Origin of the sequence: Lachnoclostridium sp. An118, assembly GCF_002160985.1 — a bacterium.
Taxonomy (GTDB): domain Bacteria; phylum Bacillota; class Clostridia; order Lachnospirales; family Lachnospiraceae; genus Claveliimonas; species Claveliimonas stercoravium.
In genome coordinates this window covers 72,242-92,855 of sequence record NZ_NFLQ01000012.1, presented here as the reverse complement: position 1 = coordinate 92,855, position 20,614 = coordinate 72,242, and the positions used below count along the sequence as shown (strand labels likewise).

Sequence of the window (20,614 nt, the reverse complement as noted above, 5' to 3'; positions counted from 1 at the left end):
TGGAAAGAGAGGGCCCGCTGCCACTCCTATGGGTGGCAGCGCCCTCTCTCTCGTTTGGTTTTTTCTTTTTTTGTGTGCGTTCTCTTATGTCCCGCCAAGCTGCTGTATCTGCTGCTTCACGACGGCTTTAGCCCTTTCGGGCCTGTATGACGGCTTCTCAATGTAAGGAAAAAATAAAATTATTGTTTGATTATTGTTTCCAGGTGCGCCACGAAGCAGCAGATACAGCAGCCTGGCAGGATGGTTTGGTGCCCATCTGGGCTTTTCGATCAAACGATCGGGTTTTAAATGTTCTCTTGGTTTGGTTTTTTAATTTTTTTGTTTTTTAGTCTTCTTCGGGCACATCGATATAGAGGCCATTAGTAAGTGAACTGCTCATGTCATTACCTGCCGAATGAAAGCAACGGACACGATAATACCAGTCTCCTTCCACTTCCAGCATTTTGCTCGTGCTGACACTGAACGTGTCTTTGTTTTCTTTTCTCCACGAATCAACATAATGCCAACTGTCATCTTCATTTTTGGCTCTTTCTACAATAACAGTCACTTTAATTGACTCCACATCATGATTGGCGATAGTTGTCCCACCGGCATAGATTTTCCCATTCCCCAAATCCCTGAGTTTGGAATATCCTGTCTGCAGATCCACGCCTCTGGTCATTGCGCCCGCAATACCTGTAGATTCATCTTCGCATGTCAGATATGAGCCGTCTAACATAGGCTTGCTTTCATTTGCTTTTGTTGGGAATTCTGCGGTTATTGTAAGGCCCATCATCAACACAGCTGCGAAGCATACAGATATCAGTTTCTTTTTCAAATAAACGTCCCTCCTTTTCCTTGTTCTGCTTTTCTTTCCATATAGTAAGACACATAACTTCACAAAAACTGACGCACTTTTATGAAAAATGTAGATTATTTAAAATTTGCTCCATATCTTCCTCTGTTAGAACACCACTAAGCTGATAATGTACGTCACAATACTCAAACTTTGCTGTGTAAGTCTTTTGATCACTTTGCTCTATTTGATACTCTTGTACTAATACTTTCACTGTTTCTAAGGGATAAGTATATTCTCGTATTAATATATCTTCTATATCCGCCCCCCATACCGCATCGTCTTGAGAACAATTTATAATATAGGAAATTATATTTCCATTAGCATTATAGAAAATATTGGCCACTTTCAAATCTACATCTATCTGCATATCAGAAAATTCCATTTCAGGAAGAAGATTAACAATTCTTACAGGTTCAATCCTAAAGTTATCTCTAACTTTTTGATATGCTTCTTCCTCTTCTTCTACTCCAAATTCTAAAATTTCTCTTTCATCAGAATTAACCGTCGTTAATTCCCTTCCTCCCACCACCTGCTGCAGTACCTCCATCACCCTATCCGGTCCGCCGACGCCTGTGATCCCCACAGCCGCCACGATGACGAACACTGCGGCGACTCCGGCCAGGCGCTTGAGGAAGCGCTTTTTCCCACGCCCGGCTTTGACGCCGGCCGCGGCTTCCTCCCCCGCGGCTTTCTCCTTCTGGAGCTGCCGGCCAAGGCGCAGGGCCTCCTGGTCCTCCGGCGACAGCCTGCGCACAGCCTGCTGCCGCTCGTACTCCTCTATCCTTTCGTACAGCTTCTCTTTCGCGCTGTCGTCCGGAGACAGTGCGGCAATCTCAGGATTATCTTCCAGCTCTTTCTCAATCTGCTCTGCTTCCTTTCTCATCTGCTCTTCCAGGAGAGCCGCAAGCTTCTCTTCTTCTCTCTGCTCCTCGCAGGATTGTTCACCATTAAAATGTTCTCTCATCGATTCCCTCTCTGACGGTCTCTTTGACTATCTCTTTCGCACTGTGATCAATTCTTTTTCTTGACCCCCGACGCACTTACGTTTACAATTGTTAATAGAAACTAAAATCGGAGGAATACACATATCATGAAACGTATTATTTTAACTGGCGGCGGTACCGCGGGCCACGTCACCCCGAATATCGCACTGCTTCCCCGGCTGCGGGAGTTACAATATGATATTCACTACATCGGCTCCTACAATGGCATTGAGAAGGAGCTGATCGAACAGTTCGGAATTCCCTACCACGGGATATCCTCCGGAAAGCTGCGCCGCTATTTCAGCATTCAGAACTTTACCGACCCCTTCCGGGTGCTGAAGGGTTTTGGCGAGGCGAAAAAGCTCATCCGCCTTCTCAAACCGGATGTGATCTTCTCCAAGGGAGGCTTTGTGTCCGTCCCGGTCGTCATGGCGGGAAAGCAATGTAAAGTCCCCGTTATCATCCACGAATCTGATATGACGCCCGGGCTTGCCAACAAGCTCTCCATCCCCTCCGCAGTGAAGGTGTGCTGCAATTTCCCGGAGACCGTGGAGCTTCTCCCTGCCGAAAAGGCAGTCCTGACCGGCTCTCCCATCCGCCAGGAGCTTCTCGAGGGAGACGCCGAAAAAGCGCGGAGCTTCACGGGCTTTACTTCAGATAAGCCGGTCATCCTCGTGATCGGAGGAAGCCTGGGAGCCGTAGCTGTAAACAATGCGGTGCGGAGCAGCCTCCCGGAGCTCCTGAAGGATTTTCAGGTCATCCACCTGTGCGGCCGCGGCAAGCTTGACCCCACCTTAAACAACCTGAACGGCTATGTGCAGTATGAATATATCAAGGATGAGCTAAAGGACCTCTTTGCCCTGACAGACATCGTCATCTCCAGGGCGGGAGCCAATGCCATCTGTGAACTCCTCGCACTGCATAAGCCCAACCTGCTGATCCCACTCTCCGCAAACGCGAGTCGGGGCGACCAGATACTGAACGCACGGTCCTTTGAGCGCCAGGGCTTCAGCATGGTACTGGAGGAAGAGGACATGACAAATGAAAAATTGCTCTCCTGCGTCCACACTCTCTACGAGAACAGGCAGCAGTACATCGAGGCCATGTCCAGATCCCATCAGCAGGACTCTATTGATACCATTATTGATTTAATCGAGTCTGCTGTCAATGAATAGCCGCTTGTCTTTAAAAAACAGGTGTCAGAACGACACCTGTTTTTACGCTTCATGGATGTGGTCAAATTCTTCCCTGTAAGTTTCCTTTATCCAGTTTCTCGCTCTGTACAGCATACTCTGCAGACTTTCCAGACTCATATCCATACAAGCAGCGACCTCCTTCTGAGGCTTTTCCATACAATACGCGAGAGTGACCGCGTCATACCATCTCCTGTTCCTGCGATACAGTGCATCCAGGATCGTGTCAGCAGCCAGGAGCACTTCTCTCCTCCAAAGCTTGTCAAAGAAGATTTCCTCACCGCCCTCCCCAGAGCCATATACGCCTTCCTCCTCATCTTCCATGCTCAGGACAGTACTGCGGCTGTTATCTCTGATGTAATTCAGCGCAATATTCTTAGCCGTGGTCAGAAGCCAGCTTTTTGTGTTCTCTACTCTCGTGTGTTCCATGTAAATGTAATACCGCAGAAAGGTCTCCTGCATGATATCTTCTGCCGCATACCACTCTTTTATGTACAGAAACGCTGTCTGGAAAATGAGGTTCTTGTACTTCTCGTAAACCGCGTCGAACCCTTGTCTGCCTATGAACTCAATTCCCACATCATTTTCCTTCATCTTCAGTTTATATGTTTTCTGTGTTTTCCGGATTACTGCTGGTCTTCCTTCAGCTTTGCCAGTATCTCATCTCTGTCCGCGTCGCTGAGCTCGCCCATCTTCCAGCCGATACCCACTCCATCATCCTCGTAGCGGGGGATCATGTGCATATGGAAGTGGAACACCGTCTGTCCCGCACATGTTCCATTGTTCTGCACAAGATTGTAGCCGTCACAGCCCAGCACGCTCTTCATGCGTGAGACGATCTTTTTTGCTGTTGGGAGCACCTTGGCCGCTGTCTCATCCGGCAGGGCGAAGAGGTCCCCGTAGTGCTCCTTGGGGAGAAGCAGCGCATGTCCCTTTGAGGCCGGGCCCAGGTCCAGGATTGCCCGGAAATCCTCATCCTCATAGATCGTCGCTGAGGGGATCTCCCCGTTTGCTATCTTGCAAAAAATACAGTTGTCATCTCTCATCTTCTTTTCCCTCTTTCTTTCCTAAATTGTGATTGAATATTTTTACCGCCGATGCTAAACTTTATCTTCAGAAAGGCGGTAATAAACTATGTTTACGAGCACAGATCACGACAAATTGCAGCAGCTCATGGCAAGTTCGCCGGAAAACCGCGCGCTCATCGAAAAGCTCCTCGCATCCCACGAGGAGGCCGTGGCCTCCATCAGCCATGAGATACGAAACCCTCTGACCCTTGTATACAGCACTCTCCAGCTTCTGGAGTCCCGTCATCCGGATATCGTCTCAGACCGGTACTGGCTGTCCATGCGGGAGGATGTGGAATATATGCAGCAGCTCCTCACAGATCTGTCTTCCCTGAACCACAGCCGGTCCCTGTTTTTGACGGAATTTTCCTTCCGCTCGTTTATGGAACAGGTCGTCCTCTCCTTTGCCGCCTCCTGCGCAGAAAGCCCGGTTGAATTCACATCCCGCCTGGACCCGGCTCTTCCCGCCTTCAAGGGGGACCGGGTGAAGTTAAGGGAGGTCTTTCTTAACCTTCTCCGAAACGCGAGGGAAGCCATTGCCGATGAAGGCTCCATCCGCCTGGAAGCAGCCTGCTCCTCCTCCACGATCACCGTCTCTGTCCGGGACACCGGGTGCGGTATCGCCAGGGAGCAGCTGGAGCACATCTTCGAGCCCTTTGTCACATTCAAGCAGGGAGGCACAGGGCTGGGACTTGCCATCGCAGAGCGGACCGTCCGGGCCCACGGCGGAAGCATTTCCGTGACATCAGCGGAAAACGCCGGAACGGAATTCCTCGTCTCTCTCCCTGTATAGGAGGACAGCCAGGACAAAGCCCGCTGCCAGCCCGCCGATATGGGCAAAATTGTCTACTCCCGAGCTTGTAAATCCATAGTACAGGGTGAGCACGACCATGATGAGGATGCCCTGCCCCGACACATTGCCTATCTGGCCGTGATTGCGCACCGCGATATAAAGAAGGGCCCCTATGATCCCGAATATGGCACCGGACGCCCCCGCACTCACAGCGTAGTCTCCGGTCCTCAGCTCCGCCAGCGCAGACAGCACATTGCCGCCAAGCCCTGCCGCAAAATAGATGATCAGAAATTTTATCCTTCCGATCACCAGCTCCAGCTGCCATCCCATCACTCCCAGCATGAGCATATTGTTGACCAGATGGGAAAAACCAAAATGCAGAAAAATGGATGTGAACATCCGGTAGTACTCGCCCTGCTGCAGGAGGGGAAGATACATGGCTCCGTTCTGGAGCATATAGTAGGCGTCCTCCGTCATCCCGCCAAAGCTGAGGAATATAAATACTGCCACATTCACCACGATCAGAGCAGCCGTACAAGGGGCTTTCCTTCGGTACATCCAAGACTTCCTTTCATTTTCCGCACTGTTGTCTGATATCCGCATCAGCCATACCGAACAGATATGACGTTCACGCTGTGGTCATTATACCATGGCCCCACGGCGGCCATGGACCTCCGGCAGTTGCGCAGCGGATTTCTGCGGTTCCGCAGAAACCGCTCTATGCGCAGGTATAATAACCACGCTGTGGTTATTATACCATACATTTCCACTATCTGGATGTCTTTCTTTAAAAAAACAGCACAGGGAAGCCTACAGCTCCTCCTCGTCTATATAAATGCCATCCCAGTCCCGCCATCCCGGCTTTTTGTGGCGGCGCAGGAAATCCCGGACCGGGCGCCACATATTTTCCGTCTCCCGCATGATGCTTCCCGCTTCCTGCTTTGCGATCCAGTCGTGCCCAGATGAGTCGTAAGCCTGGCTGCTGCCTTCCGGCAGCATTCCGCCTGTCCTGCCCACAGGTCCTCCCCGGCCCCCCGGATCTTCACCGCCCCTCTTTCTTTTCGCCTCTTCCTCCTGCATGTCCTCCAGCTGCCTGGCGATCTTGTGCAGACTGTAGTTTTCCTTCATCGTCTCTTTGTGTAAGAGAAAAGAGGTGCGCACACTGGCGTCGTCCCTGAAATCCGTCCACTGCACAAACTGTTCTGTCAGGCGGTGAAAAGCCTTCCATACATTCCAGCCTCCGCCGGGATAATAGCAGAAGAAGTATGCCCCGTCCTCCCAGAAGATATACTCCGGGTCCAGGAGCAGATGATCCGCATCCAGAAGATGGTCGTGTATCTCCCTGACAACGTCCAAAAGCCCTGTGATAAACTTTATCATTTCTTTCATATCTATTTTCATTTCTTTGTACTTTGACTTCAGCGAGATTTTCCCGCTGATATCATACTCGTACATACTGATGCCCTCTTCGCCATGCCCCCGCGGACACAGAATGCCGCCCATATCGTTTTCCTCCAGCATACGCATCTGGTAATCCTCTGTATATTCTCCCCCGCACTCCACCACCAAAAACGTATTGTCCAGACCTCTCCGTATGCTGACATGGTCTATTCCATATTCCTTTTCGTCCATTTCTTCTCTTCCTCTTCTTCATCTTATGATTCTCCGCATCCTTCTTATATGGTCTTCCGGCTCCGTCACCGCCGCCCGCTGTACGACCTGAAGACGGAAATACCCTCTGGCGGCCGAGGCGGTGACCGTGACCTCCTCATCTCCCACCCGGATGTCTGCCCGGGCTCCCGGAAAGAAAATACATTTCCCCTGCATCCGTTCCTGGAAAGCCTGGTCCAGCAGGGATGCATCCACCCCATCCTTCTCTCTGGCCTTCGTGCTGCCTATCACTGCGGTTTCATAGGCGCAGGAAGAAATAATATTCTTGTCATGAAAATAAAAAAACAACAGTATGCTGCTCACAAGGAGCAAGCCCACGAGAGGCATCAGGAGGGCGGCCTCCACAGTGAGACTGCCTCCCCACTCTCCGGGCGCTCCTTCTTTCTGAGCTCCTTCTTTCTGAGCTCTTTCTCGCCTTTTCTCTCTATATTTCTTTTCCCTATCCCCCACTTCACTTCCGTCTCCTTTCTGCCCCAATGGGCTCCTCCTTCTAAGTCCGGAAATATTCTCCCGCCAGGAGGAGCAGAAACCCTGCCGTAAGAAACGGCGTCATGGGGAGAGCTGCCTTGCGGGACCACCTTTTTGCCACCAGGCACACGGCTGCAGCCACGGCCAGCAGCACCCAGGCCGCCGCAAGCACCTCCACAAGTCCCCATAGTCCCAGATAGCTCCCCAGGGCCACGACCAGCCAGCCGTCCCCGTATCCCACCGCCTCCTCCGTAAGCCGGGCAATGCCGAGCAGGAGCAGCCCGGCGGACGCTCCCGCCGCTGCCCACAGCAGCTCTTCCCGGCTCTCCCGGCTCGTCCCCGCCTGCAAGAGGGCGTAGAAGACTGCCAGCAGATTCGCCAGCACAAGGACGGCCTTTGAAATCCTGTGGAAATATATGTCATAAACAGAAATCCCCAGCAAAAAAGCAAGACAGATCAGGTTTCCCACTGTCATCACTTCCTGAAGCTTCTCTATCTCTATCCACATTTGGAACAGGCCCCCTTTCCCACTGCCTCGGACAGTGGCACCGCATAGACTGTCCGCTTCAGCCCGCTGCAGTCCAGGCTTCCGTGATATCTGTCTCCGTGATCCGTGATATACACTCCGCCGCCTGCCCCTTCCGGGGAACAGCTCTCACAGGGATAGTATTTTCCCTGGCTCTCATTGCGGAGATGCTCTATCTCACCGGCCGGCACCATCCGGATGGACAGCTCCAGGTAATTGCAGTGAGGATCACGGTGATAGACCATGCCGGTCTCAGTGATGTATACAGTCTCCTCATCCTCCGCCAGGAAACCAGCCCTCTCGTATCCGGTCCATCCCTTGACACGGCAGCTCTCTTCCATAGGCACCACAACCCTCCCGAAAACAGGCAGCGGCAGATACACGCTGTAATCGGCCCGCAGCTCCATGATCCCGGTGCTCATGGACATGTAGGACCTTTCACAGCGCACGCCGCTGCTCCCGTTCTCCACAATGCTCCGGTCCAGGCGCTCTTCTCCCACTGCCTTTACAAGGTCCTGCTCTATGCTGCCCGACAGGAGCAGCGGTCTTTCATAGGCGCTCTCAGCGGCCGCCTTCCCCGCATACTGGAGGCCGCTGCGGATACTTGTCCGTATCGCCATGACCTCAGACAGATAGCAGAGAGCCACCACCGCAAAGAAAAAGAGGGGCATGGCAAGGGCCGCTTCCACCGTGACGCTGCCCTTTTGGGCCTTTCCGGGAGTGCACAGGGGCGCCCTCCTGAGGACAGGAAAATCCTTGTAAGGAGGATCCTCTGAATATGAGAGTATGTTTTTTGATCTATATGGGAGTATCATGCCAAATCTCCTTTCTGACTTAATATTAAAAAAGAAGGCAGGAGGGCGCCCCTGTGCACTCCCTTTCCGCAGCCGGCATCCCACCGCTCCGTCAGCCGGCCGGGCATCATCTGTAGCCGAAATAGGTGGAAAAGCTGTAGGTGATCCCTCTGCGCAGGCTGCACCTGCTGTCAATCTCCAGCTTTGTGATACAGTGGTCGATGCGGAACCATTCCATCCCCCTCTCCAGCCGCATATGCTGCTCAATGAGGTCCAGGCTCCGCACAGCCGCCTCATCCGTGCCTGTGAGGAAGAGCAGCATCTGCAGGTACTCTTCATAGTGCATGCCTCCCTCCGTGTCCTTTCCCTCGTTCCACTCCTCCCCGTCTCCAAGCGTCAGGAGGCCGGAGAGCTGGAGCTGCCAGCTCCCGCTGTCCTTCACAAGAGGCACCCTGCTGCCTTTCAGCAGAGCCCGCAAATCCACAATGCTCTCGCCGAAGGACCAGGCAAAGAGGAGGGCCTGGGTAACTGCCTCTACAATGGCAGGCACTGCCATCAGGGTACAGAGGGTGGCTGCCATAGCCGCTGCCTCCGCCCTTTTGGCGGTGTCAGTCTGGATGTAGGCAAAGTTGGATACCATCCGGACGAGGAGGAGTCTGCGCACTGTCTCCTCCAGGTTTTCCGCGTCTGATGCCTGCCCGCCGATCACATACTCCAGCTGATAGTCCAGCCCGCTTCCGGACTCCCCGGCATCGCCGGGCAGAGCCGGCTGCCCCTCTGCCGTCTCCCTCGGGACCGCCGAGGAGAAATGCTCCATCAGGTACACGCCCAGGGCAAGCCTGGACGCCTCCCCCTGCTCCGCCACATCGTCAAAGGAGCCGTAGCCCTGCTGCAGAGCCCTTCCAGAGGGCTGCTCTGCCAGCGGGATACTCTTCCCTGACACCTGCCTGTCCCCCGGCATTACGAGCGAGAGGAGCGGTGAGCTCTTTAGCCGCTCCACCGTTTCCAGCGGGTTGTCCTCAGAGGGAAGACTCTGCTCCTGCTCCTCCAGGAGGGAGGAGAGCTCCCGGCTGCCCTCCTGTTCCTGCTCCTGGTAGTCCCTTATCCCCTCATCCTGGGTCTCCCATGCCTGGGCGGTCCCCAAAAGCCCCTCCAGCCTGTCCAGCCCATACCTGTATCTTACCCACTGGCTGACCTGAGAAAGGAACGGAGCGCCTCCGTCATCGGTGAGGAGCTGAAGCCTGGCCATGGTGTGGTCCATATCGGCGGCCCCGTAGTAGGAGAGCCGGTCAAATACGTTCTCCTCCCTGTAGCTGCCGCTCTCATAGCTGCCCTCCAGGGCAAACAGCTCATATTCCTCCAGCAGGTCCTTCTGATATTCCGCGAAGACCGACTCCATGGCCCGGTCCATATCCGCCCGCCTGTGGTTCTTGGCCGACTGTATGGAGGCGCTCTCCATAAGGGAGCCCGCAAAGGCTATGAGGAGGATGAACACGAGAGCCAGAAAGGCTGTCATCTCTCCCTGAAGAGCGTTTCCTCCCCTGCACCTTTGACACACTCTATATACCTGCGCTTTCACTTGTTATCTTCTCAAAGATAGTCTGCACCAGGCTTGTGAGCTGGGACTTAAAAATGATGACAAGCCCGATGAGCACCACCAGGATCAGTATGACCTCCACCACGCCAATCCCCCTCTTATCCCTCATCAGGTGTGCCAGGTAATATAATCTCCACATACATCTTCCTCCTTTTTCCGTAAACTTTTTCCGCGCCGCTCCCCTAGAGGGAGATGGACAGGAAGGCCGGCACGATGACAATGACCAGCACCACGGCCAGCATCAGGAACATGGGGAGCAGCAGCCTGGTCCCCGCCTCCTCGCCTCTGCGCCTGGCGAGAGCCTTGCGCTCCTCAAAGGCGTGGAGCCCTTCAAGGCGGAGGGCATCCGCCAGCCCCTTTGTGCCCCTCCGCAGATTCTGGGACAGGAGGGCTCCCAGCTTCATATAGTCCTGGAGGCCGCATCTGCTGCCAAAGCTCTCGTAGCAGTCCTTCTCCGGGACTCCCCCGCACATCTCATTCCATGTGGACGCCATCTCCTCGTAGGCGGCCCGCGTTCCTCTTGCCGGCTTTCTCCTCTGGTAATCATCTACGATCTTCTTCCAGGCGCTCTTGCTGCTCATGCCTGCTCCCAGCAGGAGGTTCAGCTGGCTGACGATCTGGGGATAATCCATCATCATCTGCTGTTTTTTCTTTTCCTCGTCCTTTTTCTCGTTCTGTCTTTCCAGGCAGAACAGGAGGAGCACTGTCACAGCGCCCATGGCCAGGACCACCATCCCTCTTGCATCCATCTGATAGTGGTAGCTGATTTCCCGTCCGTCCACTTCTTCCGGCAACTTAATCATTTCTTCTGTCTTGTTTTCATTTCCATACTCTGTGATCTTTCCCCGTATCTTGTCTAACAGCTCCTCCTCCTTCGTCCGTGGGGCCGGACACAGCCTCACTGTCATCTCATGGACCGCCTGCCTGGTCTGGTCCTGTGTGTAGGTCATAAACGCCTTCAGGTTCACAAGGACCCCCTCCGGTTCTTCTTCCAGTGCTTCCCGCAGCGCCGTCTCCTGTATCTCTCCGCTCACAGTGAGGACATCGTATCTGTCCAGCTCCCACTCCACGGCGATCGGAAGGTCCGGCAGCCTTGCGGCGAGAGACAGGTCCTCTGTCACCTGGTCCAGGCTCTCATTCGCTCCCAGCGCCAGCACTTCAAGCTCCTCTGCCGCCCTGTCAAAGATATCCTGCAGCTCCTCTGCCGTGTACTGCCTCTCTCCCACGGTGATATCCAGGGCCTCCTCCGCCCGCTCTCCGTCCACCGTGATCTGGAAGCTCTCGGTTTTCTCTCCCTGCCCGTAGCTGTTCCTCTCTATCTGCCGCTGCTCCGCCGCCGCCCGCCCTGCGTCGGACACCAGCAGTGCCGCGGAGCCCAGGAGAGAGAGGACCGATACGAGAAGGATCAGATTTCTATATTTACAATTTTTCGCCCGAGATACCAGGCGGCCAGGTACACTCCCAGACATGCGCTCATCACTCCCGCTCCTATGAGATTACCGTACAACGCATCCATAAATTCGGGAAAGCTCAGCTTCATGTAGGCCACAATGCCAAAAGGGATCACGGACATCACCCTAAATTCGTATTTTCTGGCTGCAAGAATGGTGTCTATTTCCCTCTGCATCTCCATCTTGTCCCGTATCTGCGCGATGGAGTCCCGTATGACCCTCAGGGAGTCACCTCCGCTCTTCTTCGCCGTGACAAAGACATTCACAAAGCTGTGCAGGTCCTCCTGGTCCACCCTCCCGGCCCACTGGTACAGGATCTGGTCCATGGGGATTTGCAGGTAAATCTGCCGGATCATATAGTCAAACTCCCGGTTTATGGCTGATTGTTCACTATATAATATATTAATATCTTTTTTTGTTTCTTTTATTGCATTTTCAAGGGAATACCCCACATTCAGAGCTGCCGCGAGAGAGCGGATCGCCTCCTGAAACTGGAGGGCAAATTCTCTCTTTTTCTTCTCCAGGCACTCCTCTTTCCAGTGCCTCAGATACAGAAAGGCTCCCGGCATGCACAGGAGAAAGGCCCATACCGACTCGTAGTAGAGCCAGGCGACCGCTGCAAGAAATCCTGCATATTTTAAGACTGCAAGAGCATACTCATGGGGTCTGATATCCTGCTGAAAGTAATTTTTCTGTGTGCAGGAGCGCCCGGCACTTCTGCCACCTTCCCTCGATGACGCCGTCTGTCCTCCTGCATTTTGTCTCCTGAAACTCATAGAGACAGCCTGTCTGGATTTCCCCGTCTTCATAGTCCAGCACCTCCACGATCTCCAGCACCTTCCTGCTCCTGTCCCGCAGCCGGCCCACATGGATGATGATATCGATAGCGGAGGCAATCTGTCTTTGTATGGCTGCCAGGGGGATATCCATCCCCATGAGCACCATGGTCTCCAGCCTCCTCAGCATATCTCTGGGACTGTCGGAGTGGCCGGTGCTGAGACTTCCCCTGTGTCCGGTGGACATGGCCTGTATCATGTCGATGGTTTCCGGCCCCCTGACCTCTCCCACGATGATGCGGTCCGGCCGCATCCTGAGGGCGGTCCGGATGAGCTGCCGGATAGTGATCTCACCGGCCCCCTCCATGTTGGGATTCCTTGCCTCCATCCGCACCAGATTGGGCACTCCCTGGATCTGGAGCTCCGCGTTGTCTTCTATCGTGATGACTCTCTCCTCCCCCGGTATGAACTGGGACAGAGCATTGAGGAGCGTGGTCTTTCCGGAGCCGGTGCCTCCGCTGATAAAAATGTTGTACCCGGCTATGACCAGCATCTTCAGGAAGCCCGCCGTCTCCTCGCCAAGGGCCCCCAGGCGGACCAGATCCTGCATGGTGATCTGCTCCGAGGGGAATTTGCGGATCGTCACCACCGGACCGTTGAGGGCCACTGGATAGAGCACCACATTGACTCTGGAACCGTCCGGGAGGCGGGCGTCGGCGATGGGCACCGACTCGTTCACCATGCGGTTGGCCCCCGCCACGATCTGCTGTATCACGTCCTCCAGCCTGCTCCGGGACACAAAGCGCTTGTCCGTCATGTAAATCTTTCCTTTTTTCTCCACGAAAATATTCTGCGTGCCGTTGATCATGATCTCCGTGATCTCCTGGTCCTCTATCAGGTCCTGGAGAAGGTCCAGCCGGCGGAAGGCATTGTACAGCTCCCGCCCCAGCTCCGCCTTCTTCTTGAGCGGTATGTACCCTCCCGCGCTCTCCTCGTCCAGCACCCGGAAGATCAGCTCTGTCAGCTCATCGTCTCCTATCTCTCTTGACAGGTCCAGCCTGGCCAGCACCTTTTCCTGGAGCTGTTCTTCTGATATCACATCGTACCACCCTTTCTGCCATATGCCCGCAGCCGGCCTGTTCAAGAGCCTCCTCGAACTGCCGTATCTTGGAGGAGGCCGCAGGGTCATCTGCCGCAGGCATATAGATTTCATCACAGGCTTCCAGTATCCTGTACAGCCCCTGCACACTGTCGCCAATGTCCAGCACAAGGGTATCGTAGATACTCGTCCGCAGGATCTCCTCAAAGAGCCAGATCCACTCTCCGGCAGACACGTCCCTGATATCGTCCGGGATACAGGCAGGCGGCACATAGTCCATGCCGTCCCGGCTTCTTACCAGCCCCGCAAGGACACCGGCCAGCTTTTTTGACTCCTGCTTTGCATAGTATAGGAGCTCGGACATGTTTCTCTGCCTCTCCTCCGGGAAATATACGCCCGGCCCCGCATAGCTCTCCATGTTCAGATACAGTACATTCTCTGTGCGGGACAGCTCCCTTCCTTTCCGGAGAGCCATTTTTGTCTGCCCGAGCCTGCGGACAGGTGAATAAAATCCTATGATCCTTCCATTTCCCTTCCTGCGTATCCGGAGAAGGTCCGGTTTTTCTCCCTTTGCCAGAAGCTGCACCAGACGCATACAGATATGTTCCCCTGACTGATATTTGAAAATGGCGTCCACATCCTCCCGCTCCTCTCTCTCCGAGGTGAGAAGGACTGTCTTGTCCGCCTTTTCCCCTTCACTCTGCATGTCGTACAGCTCCCTGCACTCATCAGCTATCAGCAGGATATCTACCGGCATCTGTCCTGCAGCCTCCCGGATCTGATCGGGACTTTTACATGTTTTTACTTGAAAGGCAAGTTCCCTTTTCCCGTTCAGAAACGCGGCGAGCCTGGCAGCATACTCTGTCTCCGGGTCGCAGATGACCAAATTTCTGCTGCTCACATACATCCTCCCCGCATGCGTTCTGCATGCATATGTTCTTTTGCTGTTCTGTTTACAGTTCCCTATTCAGTTGTGTTTGTTTTGTTTTTGAATTCTCTGCCGAAAAGGCCTTGAATTACAGAAACAAGTGTCAGATTTTCAACAAGATTTGATCAGATACAAGTTATGAAAACTTGTACGATGTATTATAGCCTTACACCGCACAAATGTCCATAGCTTTTTCAGAAATATTTTTTCTTTGTGAAATTCTCACAAAGATTGATAGAGCACGATCCCATAAAGGAGCGCAACCCCAGGTATTCCAAGGACTCCCGATGTCAAAAGGGACACCGGTCCAATCCCCACCGCCATGTCTATCCCCCGTGAGTCAAGGAAATAGTTTACAAAGAAAATGACAGCCATCCCGGCCAGCGCGCGTATGACAAAATTGATCACCCAGCCCGGTCTCTCGCCCGGGACATACTCTCTCCCGTCTTCCATCGCCCTTTTCCCCGACACTCCCCGCCCGATCATTTTTACATGTATATGAGCTGCTTCGGGTATTTTATTCTCAAAATCTGGCTATACTGGAAATAAAGAGAAATGACCGTGGAGGTGACTGCACATGAAGCTGTTCCAGAGGGGACGGGCTGCCGAGGAAGACATCTATAAAAGACTGTCCTTTGAAAGAGAAAGCTTTGATATTGCCGAGGAGCTGGCTCAGGCCAGGCAGGAGATCGAAGACGCCTACAACAACTTTCAGAACGCCTGCGACCCCGACCTGATCGACTGCTATATTTATCGGGGAAACGCAGCATGGAAGCGCTACTGTTTCCTTCTCCGGCAGGCAAAAGCCATCCAGCCCTAGAGCTCGATCTGGATCTTCCTTCCGGTCCTCCGGTAGGGATGGTATTTGACTCCGGCCGCGTCGAACATCCTCATGGATGCAGACACGGACGGGGTCCCCTTGTATTTGTTGCAGTCATAGATGACTTCCTTTATCCCGCTCTGGATGATCGCCTTGGCGCACTCGTTGCAGGGAAAGAGGGACACATACAGCTTGGCTCCCTCCAGGCTGCCTCCTCTGTAGTTAAGGATGGCATTGAGCTCGCTGTGGACCGTGTATACATACTTGGTCTCCAGGGGATCGTCCCCCTCTCTGTTCCAGGGAAACTCCTCGTCTGAACAGCCTATGGGAAGTCCGTTGTAGCCCATGGACAAAATCTTATTATCCTGGCTCACGATACAGCATCCCACCTGGGTATTGGGGTCCTTGGACCGCTGCCCGGACAGGATCGCGACTCCCATAAAATACTCATCCCAGCTTATATAATCTTCTCTCTTATTCGCCATAAAAATGCCTCCTGTTCCGCTCCCCTGACATCCAGCTCTCCTATTTTGTCCCGAAAATACGGTCTCCCGCATCGCCAAGGCCGGGCACAATGTAACCGTGGTCGTTCAGATGGTCGTCCAGGGCTCCGATGTAGAGGTCTACATCCGGGTGCTCTCTGCGCATCCTCTCCACGCCCTCGGGCGCGGCGATGGTACACAGGAAACGGATCTTCTTTACTCCCTTTGCCTTCAAAAGCTCGATGGCCGCCGCGCAGGAGCCGCCTGTAGCCAGCATCGGGTCCACCACGAAGACCTCCCTCTCGTCACAGTCTGCCGGCAGCTTGCAGTAGTACTCCACCGGCTCCAGCGTCTCGGGGTCCCGGTACAGGCCGATATGTCCCACCTTGGCCGCCGGTATCAGGGCAAGCATGCCCTCCACCATACCGATGCCCGCCCTGAGGATGGGGACGATGGCCAGCTTCTTCCCCTCCAGCTGTTTGGCTGTGGTCTCACAGATGGGAGTGGTGATCTTCACATCCTCCAGCTTCAGGTCTCTCGTCGCCTCATAGCACATGAGCATGGCAATCTCCCCCACAAGGGCCCTGAAATCCCTGGAGCCTGTCTCCTCTCTCCGGAGCAGTCCGATCTTATGCTGGATCAGCGGATGATCCATTACGTACACATTTGACATTCTTTTTTCCTCCTGCACTTTTAAACATTTATCACATGATGCCCCGCGGCCTTCAGGAGGCGGTTCATGACAGCGCTCCCGATCCCGTCAGACGCAAATGCTTCACTGTATATAAATTCTGTCCCGTCATCATCAAAGTCCCGAAGGATAGCATACAGATTGGCGGCCACTGTACTCTCATCCTCCCTTGTTCCTATACACTTTACATTTTTGCCGCTGTACCTGTGCATGGTCTCCCGGGTGGCTATGATCCCCGTGCGGTGCCCCTCCTCCTCCCGGGCTGCAGACAGTTCAGATATCTTGTCCACCACCCGCTCGAGGGGGCCTTCCACCACCGTCATCTCCGCCCTGGGTGCATAGTGGCGGTACTTCATCCCGGGTGCCTTGGGCGGCGTCTTGCTGTCTGCCGCGAGTATCGTGTGGTCCACGGCCACTTCGCCCACTGTCTCCTCCAGCATCTCCTTTGTGACAGCTCCCGGCCGCAGGATCATGGGCGGGTCCACTGTCATATCCACGATGGTGGACTCCACACCGATGTGGACCGGGCCTCCGTCCAGGATCATGTCGATCCTGCCGTCCAGGTCGTCCAGCACATGGCCGGCTGTCGTAGGGCTAGGTCTCCCCGATGTGTTGGCGCTTGGCGCCGACACGTAGCCGCCTGCCGCCCGGATAAGGGCGAGTGCCGCGGCGTCATCCGGCATGCGCACAGCCACAGTCTCCAGCCCCCCTGTTGTCCCGTGGGGGACGAGTCCGCTCTTGTCAAAGATCATGGTCAGGGGGCCCGGCCAGAATTTCTCTGCCAGAGTCACCGCCTTTTGGGGCACCTTCCCCGCGATGGGGTACAAATCCTTCAGGTCAGCGATATGGACAATGAGCGGATTGTCCGACGGCCGCCCCTTGGCCGCGTAGGTCTTTCTGGCCGCCTCCTCGTCCAGGGCGTTGGCTCCCAGTCCGTACACCGTTTCCGTAGGAAATGCAACCAGTCCGCCCTGCTCCAGGATATGACCGGCTGCACGTATGATATCCATATTCATTTGTTCTCTGTCTATTTTTTCTACTCTTGTCTTCATGCCCTTTATTATAGCATCAATCGGCCTATTTTACCACCCAGCTTTCAATCCCTTTGGCGATAGCCCCGGCCAGCTCCTCCTGGTACGCCTCGTCCGTCAGCAGCTCCGCCTCCCCTGGACAGGAGAGGAAACCGCACTCTACGATCACGGTGGGTACCTCCGTCTTTTTCAGCAGATAGTAGGTGTCATTGGCCTTGATATCCCTTGTATTTTCCTGGTCAAATTCCAGCAGCTCCTTCTGCAGAGCCTCCGCCGCCTGCTTCCCCTTGTCCGAGTGGGTGAAGTAGAAGACCTGGGCTCCCCTTACCGCCGGGTCGGAATAGCTGTTCTGGTGGATGCTGACAGCGATGGCAGGCTGCTGCTCATTGATGATGTCGATCCGGCTGTTCAGGTCCTCCAGCTTCTTGTTGTCCGCGTCCCCGTCCGACAGCATGACATCCTCCTCCCTTGTCATCACCACCTCCATCCCGTCTTCTTCCAGCTTCTCCCTCACCTTCAGGGAGATGGCCAGGTTGATATCCTTTTCCAGCTCCTCATCCGCCCCCACCTTCCCGGGGTCCTTCCCGCCGTGTCCCGGATCCAGGACCACCAGATTTCTCCTGACATTTTCCTGCTGCACGCTGACATAGGTCCGGACCTTATCCCCGGCAAAGAGAAGCCCGGCCAGCACGGCCAGAGCAAACAAAAGCTCCATGATCCTTTTCAGCAAAAAAGCACCCCCTGTCCGCATATACCAGAGATATCGTTTCCAGATACGTCTATAGTATATGCCTGCCAGAGGGCGCTTATTAATGCCTTCTTCAGACTGTTTTTATTTTAATTGACATACTGCAGTATCAGCTCCCAGATGTCCGATGTCTCCTGTCCCAGACGCCATGCGGCTGTCCCGGCCAGTCCATAGTCCTTCATGAGCTTCAGCCTCGGCTCCAGGGACTGGGCGTCCTCAAGCCACACCTCGTAGGTGACGCCGTTCGCCTCCCAGGTAGCGTAGTTCTGCTGAGTGGTCTCATCCCACGTGATCTGGGCTCCCGCCTGCTCCACCACGGCTCTGGCGTCCGCCATTCCGTAGGCAGTGCTGGTCACATTCATAGTGTACTCAGCGGCATCTGTGCCCTGGGCGGCGGCAATCTCCTCCTCCGTCTTGGGCGTCTCCTCCCACACTCTCGTGAAGAAAGGTACCGCATTGATCACCTTCTCCGCCGGGACCTCTTTCAGCGTGTTCTCAATACCCGCCTTCACAAAGTCGTAGGAAGCCACTGAGCCCGCCTCGGGGGACCCGCCGTAGTGCTCGTCGTATCCCATGATGACCACATAATCCGCCACAACGCCCTGCTCCTCCCGGTGATACTGCTGGTTGTAGTTCTGCGGGACATAGTTGTCCACGGAGAGCACGATGTTGTTCTTCCTGCACTGCACGGACAGCTCCCGGATGAACTGGATGTAGTGCTCGCCGCACTCCTCCGATATCATCTCAAAGTCCACATTGATGCCGTCGATCCCGGTCTGGAACACAGCCGCCATCAGCTGGTTGATGAGATTTGTCCTGCTGGAGGTGCTGGAGAGCAGCGCGTAGGACTCCTCCTGGGAGCTGATGCCCCCGTCGAAATCCCGGATAGCCGCCCACACCTCGATGTTGGACTGATGGGCATAGTTCACATACTCCGAGCTGGCGATGGACTCCAGGTTCCCGGACGTGTCGGCCACGTGGAACCAGGTGGGGGCTATGGTAGTCAGCCCCTTGGTGCTGGCGATCATCTCCAGGACGCTGCTGTTGGCGTCGGAGTTGGTCACATTGTGCCATGCCATGTTGATCACGTAGTCTTCTGAAATATTAGTGTACACAGGCTCCTCAAAGCTTCTGTCGTATGTTGTCTTTTCCTCGTTCCTGAGCCTGTTCTGCTTCACATATCCGATGAAACCATCCTGGGTGCGCACCTTCTTCCAGTCGCCCTCATCCTCGATGACTGCCACTGTGTCCCCCTTGGAGACCTCTGTCAGGATGGGGCTCTTCACCCCGCCCTGATAGCGCACCTGGGTGTCTCTCTTCACTTCTGCCACTGTCTCTTCCGTCTCTGTCACCACGACCGCTCTGTCCGGGTCGGTGAAGACTTCGTAGGACATATCCGTGTACTGAGCCACAAAATCAAGCGCAATGTACGCTGTACTTCCCTCTGTCCGCAAAATGACGTAGTCTGTGCTCGTTTTCTGATTTGCGAGAGTATACTCGCTGGCCCCCACACCCACGCTGACCGTGTCAGTGGGAAGGGTGTAGAGCAGCACGTTCTCACCTGGATCCCAGTAGAACCTCGAGTTGATGTAGTCCCGCACGATGGCGTACTCCACGTAGGCTCTTCCGTCAGAGAGCATCCCCCTTGGTTCAAGCACTTCATTATTCACGACAATAGCCAGCTGACCATCACTTTCTATTCCATAATATCCATTCCTGTCAGCCTGTTCATCCGAAGGGCCATACCGCCTCCACAAAAAGAACGCTGCAACAGCCGCTATGATCACTATAATGAAAAATCCTGTCTTCAGGATGAGATTTCTCTTCCTTCTGCGCCTTGACTGCTTCCGCCCGCGCGCAGGTCTTCTCCTTCTGCGTCTCTGATCCATGCTGCACCTCCCACACACATATACATTATTATACCAATGTTTCAGGCACACGTCATTATATATTTCGACATTTTCAAGACTTTTGCGAGGGGTGTCCGCAGTGTACGGTCTTTCTATTGTCTACTTTTCCCTGTCGATATGATCGAAGTACAGCGCTTTCAGATCTCCCTCCTCGTTGAGCACATAATCCCGCATATAGCCGGAGTCCTCCCTCAGCATATGCGCCTGTACAATCTGTGTCGGGCTTGCCGGTTTCCCCTCAAGCTCTATGTATACTCCCTTTTTCTCGTAGCCGTTCAGCTCTCTGAACAGCTCCTGAAATTCCTTTGTATCCACCGGCATAGCTGCCTCCTTTTTCTGCCTGGGCGAAACTTTTTCCGCCCGCCGCATAAAATGGAATATGACAAAAACAACGGAAGGCCCGTCTCCTCTTGGAAGTGCGTGATATATCAGGATAGGCCTTCTCACAGAAACCGTATTCTCAACAGCCGCGCCGCTGTCCTTCGGACCTGCTCCTGCTGAAAATCCTGGCCTGTCACACGGATGACAGATCTGATCAAAATCTGTAGATTGGATAAAAGCTTATCTCTTCTGACTTTTTTGGAAAATAAATGGTTGACTGGTTACCTGATCTTGTCCTGAAAATCTCTGATAAATAAATCTGACCCTGCAGATCCATTCTAAGAATAAGTGAAATGGGAATACTAATTTCTGTGAGTGTATTATACACCAGCCATTATGTTGACGCAAGCTTTTTTTATTTTTATTT

At 54.1% G+C, this 20,614-nt stretch carries 25 protein-coding genes; 3 read left to right on the top strand and 22 right to left on the bottom strand.

Annotation, left to right across the window (positions count from 1 at the left end):
• Positions 1-325: 325 nt before the first annotated feature.
• Positions 326-817 (bottom strand): DUF6147 family protein, encoded by a 492-nt coding sequence (locus tag B5E62_RS11265; RefSeq protein WP_087174662.1) that lies wholly within the window; start codon positions 815-817, stop codon positions 326-328.
• Between the two features lie 79 nt (positions 818-896).
• Positions 897-1,802 (bottom strand): DUF4367 domain-containing protein, encoded by a 906-nt coding sequence (locus B5E62_RS11260; RefSeq protein ID WP_087174661.1) that lies wholly within the window; start codon positions 1,800-1,802, stop codon positions 897-899.
• 126 nt (positions 1,803-1,928) lie between these two features.
• On the opposite strand from B5E62_RS11260, the gene B5E62_RS11255 reads away from it, so the two are divergent.
• Positions 1,929-2,996, top strand: a complete 1,068-nt coding sequence (locus B5E62_RS11255; RefSeq protein WP_087174660.1) for an undecaprenyldiphospho-muramoylpentapeptide beta-N-acetylglucosaminyltransferase — start codon at positions 1,929-1,931, stop codon at positions 2,994-2,996.
• 42 nt (positions 2,997-3,038) lie between these two features.
• On the opposite strand, the gene B5E62_RS11250 is transcribed toward B5E62_RS11255, so the two are convergent.
• Together B5E62_RS11250 and B5E62_RS11245 are read right to left on the bottom strand one after the other, a co-directional pair.
• Complete coding sequence (locus B5E62_RS11250; RefSeq protein WP_087174659.1) at positions 3,039-3,608, bottom strand: RNA polymerase sigma factor; 570 nt, start codon at positions 3,606-3,608, stop codon at positions 3,039-3,041.
• A 32-nt stretch (positions 3,609-3,640) separates the two neighbouring features.
• Positions 3,641-4,060 (bottom strand): HIT family protein, encoded by a 420-nt coding sequence (locus B5E62_RS11245; RefSeq protein WP_087174658.1) that lies wholly within the window; start codon positions 4,058-4,060, stop codon positions 3,641-3,643.
• Positions 4,061-4,148: 88 nt separating this feature from the next.
• Here B5E62_RS11245 and B5E62_RS11240 point away from each other — a divergent pair, with 88 nt between their 5' ends.
• Positions 4,149-4,874, top strand: a complete 726-nt coding sequence (locus B5E62_RS11240) for a sensor histidine kinase (RefSeq protein WP_087174657.1) — start codon at positions 4,149-4,151, stop codon at positions 4,872-4,874.
• Here the strand turns inward: B5E62_RS11240 and B5E62_RS11235 are convergent.
• The 12 genes from B5E62_RS11235 to B5E62_RS11180 form a co-directional block, all read right to left on the bottom strand.
• Positions 4,827-5,432 (bottom strand): rhomboid family intramembrane serine protease, encoded by a 606-nt coding sequence (locus B5E62_RS11235; protein WP_087174656.1) that lies wholly within the window; start codon positions 5,430-5,432, stop codon positions 4,827-4,829. The two genes, B5E62_RS11240 and B5E62_RS11235, sit on opposite strands and share 48 nt — an antisense overlap.
• Before the next feature lie 252 nt (positions 5,433-5,684).
• A complete protein-coding gene (locus B5E62_RS11230) occupies positions 5,685-6,506 on the bottom strand; it encodes a DUF6382 domain-containing protein (protein ID WP_087174655.1) in 822 nt (273 codons plus the stop codon).
• Between the two features lie 18 nt (positions 6,507-6,524).
• Positions 6,525-7,022: a TadE/TadG family type IV pilus assembly protein gene (locus B5E62_RS11225; RefSeq protein WP_242957870.1), complete on the bottom strand. Its 498-nt coding sequence runs from the start codon at positions 7,020-7,022 to the stop codon at positions 6,525-6,527.
• A gap of 13 nt (positions 7,023-7,035) precedes the next feature.
• A complete protein-coding gene (locus tag B5E62_RS11220; RefSeq protein ID WP_087174653.1) occupies positions 7,036-7,521 on the bottom strand; it encodes a prepilin peptidase in 486 nt (161 codons plus the stop codon).
• Positions 7,512-8,354 (bottom strand): TadE/TadG family type IV pilus assembly protein, encoded by an 843-nt coding sequence (locus B5E62_RS11215; RefSeq protein ID WP_087174652.1) that lies wholly within the window; start codon positions 8,352-8,354, stop codon positions 7,512-7,514. The genes B5E62_RS11220 and B5E62_RS11215 overlap by 10 nt, the downstream gene beginning before the upstream one ends.
• 106 nt (positions 8,355-8,460) lie before the next feature.
• Positions 8,461-9,849, bottom strand: coding sequence for a DUF5702 domain-containing protein (locus tag B5E62_RS17430; protein WP_087174651.1), 1,389 nt, complete (start codon positions 9,847-9,849; stop codon positions 8,461-8,463).
• A gap of 43 nt (positions 9,850-9,892) precedes the next feature.
• Entirely contained in the window at positions 9,893-10,069 is a 177-nt protein-coding gene (locus B5E62_RS11205; protein WP_087174650.1) for a Flp1 family type IVb pilin, read from the bottom strand.
• 43 nt (positions 10,070-10,112) lie between these two features.
• Entirely contained in the window at positions 10,113-11,399 is a 1,287-nt protein-coding gene (locus tag B5E62_RS11200; RefSeq protein WP_143468861.1) for a hypothetical protein, read from the bottom strand.
• The gene (locus B5E62_RS11195; RefSeq protein ID WP_087174648.1) at positions 11,336-11,950 is read right to left on the bottom strand and encodes a type II secretion system F family protein; all 615 of its coding nucleotides are present in this window, start codon (positions 11,948-11,950) and stop codon (positions 11,336-11,338) included. Before B5E62_RS11195 ends, B5E62_RS11200 begins: the two co-directional genes overlap by 64 nt.
• 88 nt (positions 11,951-12,038) lie before the next feature.
• On the bottom strand, positions 12,039-13,256 hold the full coding sequence (locus B5E62_RS11190; protein WP_087174647.1) for a CpaF family protein: 1,218 nt from the start codon (positions 13,254-13,256) through the stop codon (positions 12,039-12,041).
• Positions 13,183-14,157, bottom strand: a complete 975-nt coding sequence (locus B5E62_RS11185; RefSeq protein WP_143468859.1) for a hypothetical protein — start codon at positions 14,155-14,157, stop codon at positions 13,183-13,185. The genes B5E62_RS11190 and B5E62_RS11185 overlap by 74 nt, the downstream gene beginning before the upstream one ends.
• A 249-nt stretch (positions 14,158-14,406) precedes the next feature.
• Positions 14,407-14,670 carry a pro-sigmaK processing inhibitor BofA family protein gene (locus B5E62_RS11180; protein ID WP_330398107.1) on the bottom strand — a complete coding sequence of 88 codons (264 nt, stop codon included), beginning with the start codon at positions 14,668-14,670 and terminating at the stop codon, positions 14,407-14,409.
• Positions 14,671-14,761: 91 nt separating this feature from the next.
• Between B5E62_RS11180 and B5E62_RS11175 the strand changes: the two genes are divergently transcribed.
• Positions 14,762-15,004 (top strand): YaaL family protein, encoded by a 243-nt coding sequence (locus tag B5E62_RS11175; protein ID WP_087174644.1) that lies wholly within the window; start codon positions 14,762-14,764, stop codon positions 15,002-15,004.
• Here the strand turns inward: B5E62_RS11175 and B5E62_RS11170 are convergent.
• From B5E62_RS11170 to B5E62_RS11145, 6 genes are all read right to left on the bottom strand, one after another.
• A complete protein-coding gene (locus tag B5E62_RS11170; protein WP_191383887.1) occupies positions 15,001-15,489 on the bottom strand; it encodes a deoxycytidylate deaminase in 489 nt (162 codons plus the stop codon). The genes B5E62_RS11175 and B5E62_RS11170 overlap by 4 nt on opposite strands.
• Before the next feature lie 40 nt (positions 15,490-15,529).
• Positions 15,530-16,159: a uracil phosphoribosyltransferase gene (gene upp, locus B5E62_RS11165; protein ID WP_087174642.1), complete on the bottom strand. Its 630-nt coding sequence runs from the start codon at positions 16,157-16,159 to the stop codon at positions 15,530-15,532.
• A gap of 20 nt (positions 16,160-16,179) precedes the next feature.
• Positions 16,180-17,229, bottom strand: coding sequence for an L-threonylcarbamoyladenylate synthase (locus tag B5E62_RS11160; RefSeq protein WP_087174641.1), 1,050 nt, complete (start codon positions 17,227-17,229; stop codon positions 16,180-16,182).
• 25 nt (positions 17,230-17,254) lie between these two features.
• The gene (locus B5E62_RS11155) at positions 17,255-17,938 is read right to left on the bottom strand and encodes an N-acetylmuramoyl-L-alanine amidase (RefSeq protein ID WP_242957865.1); all 684 of its coding nucleotides are present in this window, start codon (positions 17,936-17,938) and stop codon (positions 17,255-17,257) included.
• 107 nt (positions 17,939-18,045) lie between these two features.
• Entirely contained in the window at positions 18,046-19,845 is a 1,800-nt protein-coding gene (locus tag B5E62_RS11150) for a glycosyl hydrolase family 18 protein (RefSeq protein ID WP_087174640.1), read from the bottom strand.
• 120 nt (positions 19,846-19,965) lie between these two features.
• Complete coding sequence (locus B5E62_RS11145; RefSeq protein WP_087174685.1) at positions 19,966-20,187, bottom strand: hypothetical protein; 222 nt, start codon at positions 20,185-20,187, stop codon at positions 19,966-19,968.
• Positions 20,188-20,614 lie beyond the last annotated feature (427 nt).

Coding starts and splice junctions, on each gene's coding strand:
- B5E62_RS11260 (WP_087174661.1), bottom strand. CDS start 1,802: ATGAGAGAACATTTTAATGGTGAACAATCCTGCGAGGAGCAGAGAGAA.
- B5E62_RS11255 (WP_087174660.1), top strand. CDS start 1,929: ATGAAACGTATTATTTTAACTGGCGGCGGTACCGCGGGCCACGTCACC.
- B5E62_RS11250 (WP_087174659.1), bottom strand. CDS start 3,608: ATGAAGGAAAATGATGTGGGAATTGAGTTCATAGGCAGACAAGGGTTC.
- B5E62_RS11245 (WP_087174658.1), bottom strand. CDS start 4,060: ATGAGAGATGACAACTGTATTTTTTGCAAGATAGCAAACGGGGAGATC.
- B5E62_RS11240 (WP_087174657.1), top strand. CDS start 4,149: ATGTTTACGAGCACAGATCACGACAAATTGCAGCAGCTCATGGCAAGT.
- B5E62_RS11235 (WP_087174656.1), bottom strand. CDS start 5,432: ATGTACCGAAGGAAAGCCCCTTGTACGGCTGCTCTGATCGTGGTGAAT.
- B5E62_RS11230 (WP_087174655.1), bottom strand. CDS start 6,506: ATGGACGAAAAGGAATATGGAATAGACCATGTCAGCATACGGAGAGGT.
- B5E62_RS11220 (WP_087174653.1), bottom strand. CDS start 7,521: ATGTGGATAGAGATAGAGAAGCTTCAGGAAGTGATGACAGTGGGAAAC.
- B5E62_RS11215 (WP_087174652.1), bottom strand. CDS start 8,354: ATGATACTCCCATATAGATCAAAAAACATACTCTCATATTCAGAGGAT.
- B5E62_RS17430 (WP_087174651.1), bottom strand. CDS start 9,849: ATGACAGCCTTTCTGGCTCTCGTGTTCATCCTCCTCATAGCCTTTGCG.
- B5E62_RS11205 (WP_087174650.1), bottom strand. CDS start 10,069: ATGTGGAGATTATATTACCTGGCACACCTGATGAGGGATAAGAGGGGG.
- B5E62_RS11200 (WP_143468861.1), bottom strand. CDS start 11,399: ATGTCTGGGAGTGTACCTGGCCGCCTGGTATCTCGGGCGAAAAATTGT.
- B5E62_RS11195 (WP_087174648.1), bottom strand. CDS start 11,950: ATGCCGGGAGCCTTTCTGTATCTGAGGCACTGGAAAGAGGAGTGCCTG.
- B5E62_RS11180 (WP_330398107.1), bottom strand. CDS start 14,670: ATGATCGGGCGGGGAGTGTCGGGGAAAAGGGCGATGGAAGACGGGAGA.
- B5E62_RS11175 (WP_087174644.1), top strand. CDS start 14,762: ATGAAGCTGTTCCAGAGGGGACGGGCTGCCGAGGAAGACATCTATAAA.
- B5E62_RS11170 (WP_191383887.1), bottom strand. CDS start 15,489: ATGGCGAATAAGAGAGAAGATTATATAAGCTGGGATGAGTATTTTATG.
- upp (WP_087174642.1), bottom strand. CDS start 16,159: ATGTCAAATGTGTACGTAATGGATCATCCGCTGATCCAGCATAAGATC.
- B5E62_RS11160 (WP_087174641.1), bottom strand. CDS start 17,229: ATGAAGACAAGAGTAGAAAAAATAGACAGAGAACAAATGAATATGGAT.
- B5E62_RS11150 (WP_087174640.1), bottom strand. CDS start 19,845: ATGGATCAGAGACGCAGAAGGAGAAGACCTGCGCGCGGGCGGAAGCAG.
- B5E62_RS11145 (WP_087174685.1), bottom strand. CDS start 20,187: ATGCCGGTGGATACAAAGGAATTTCAGGAGCTGTTCAGAGAGCTGAAC.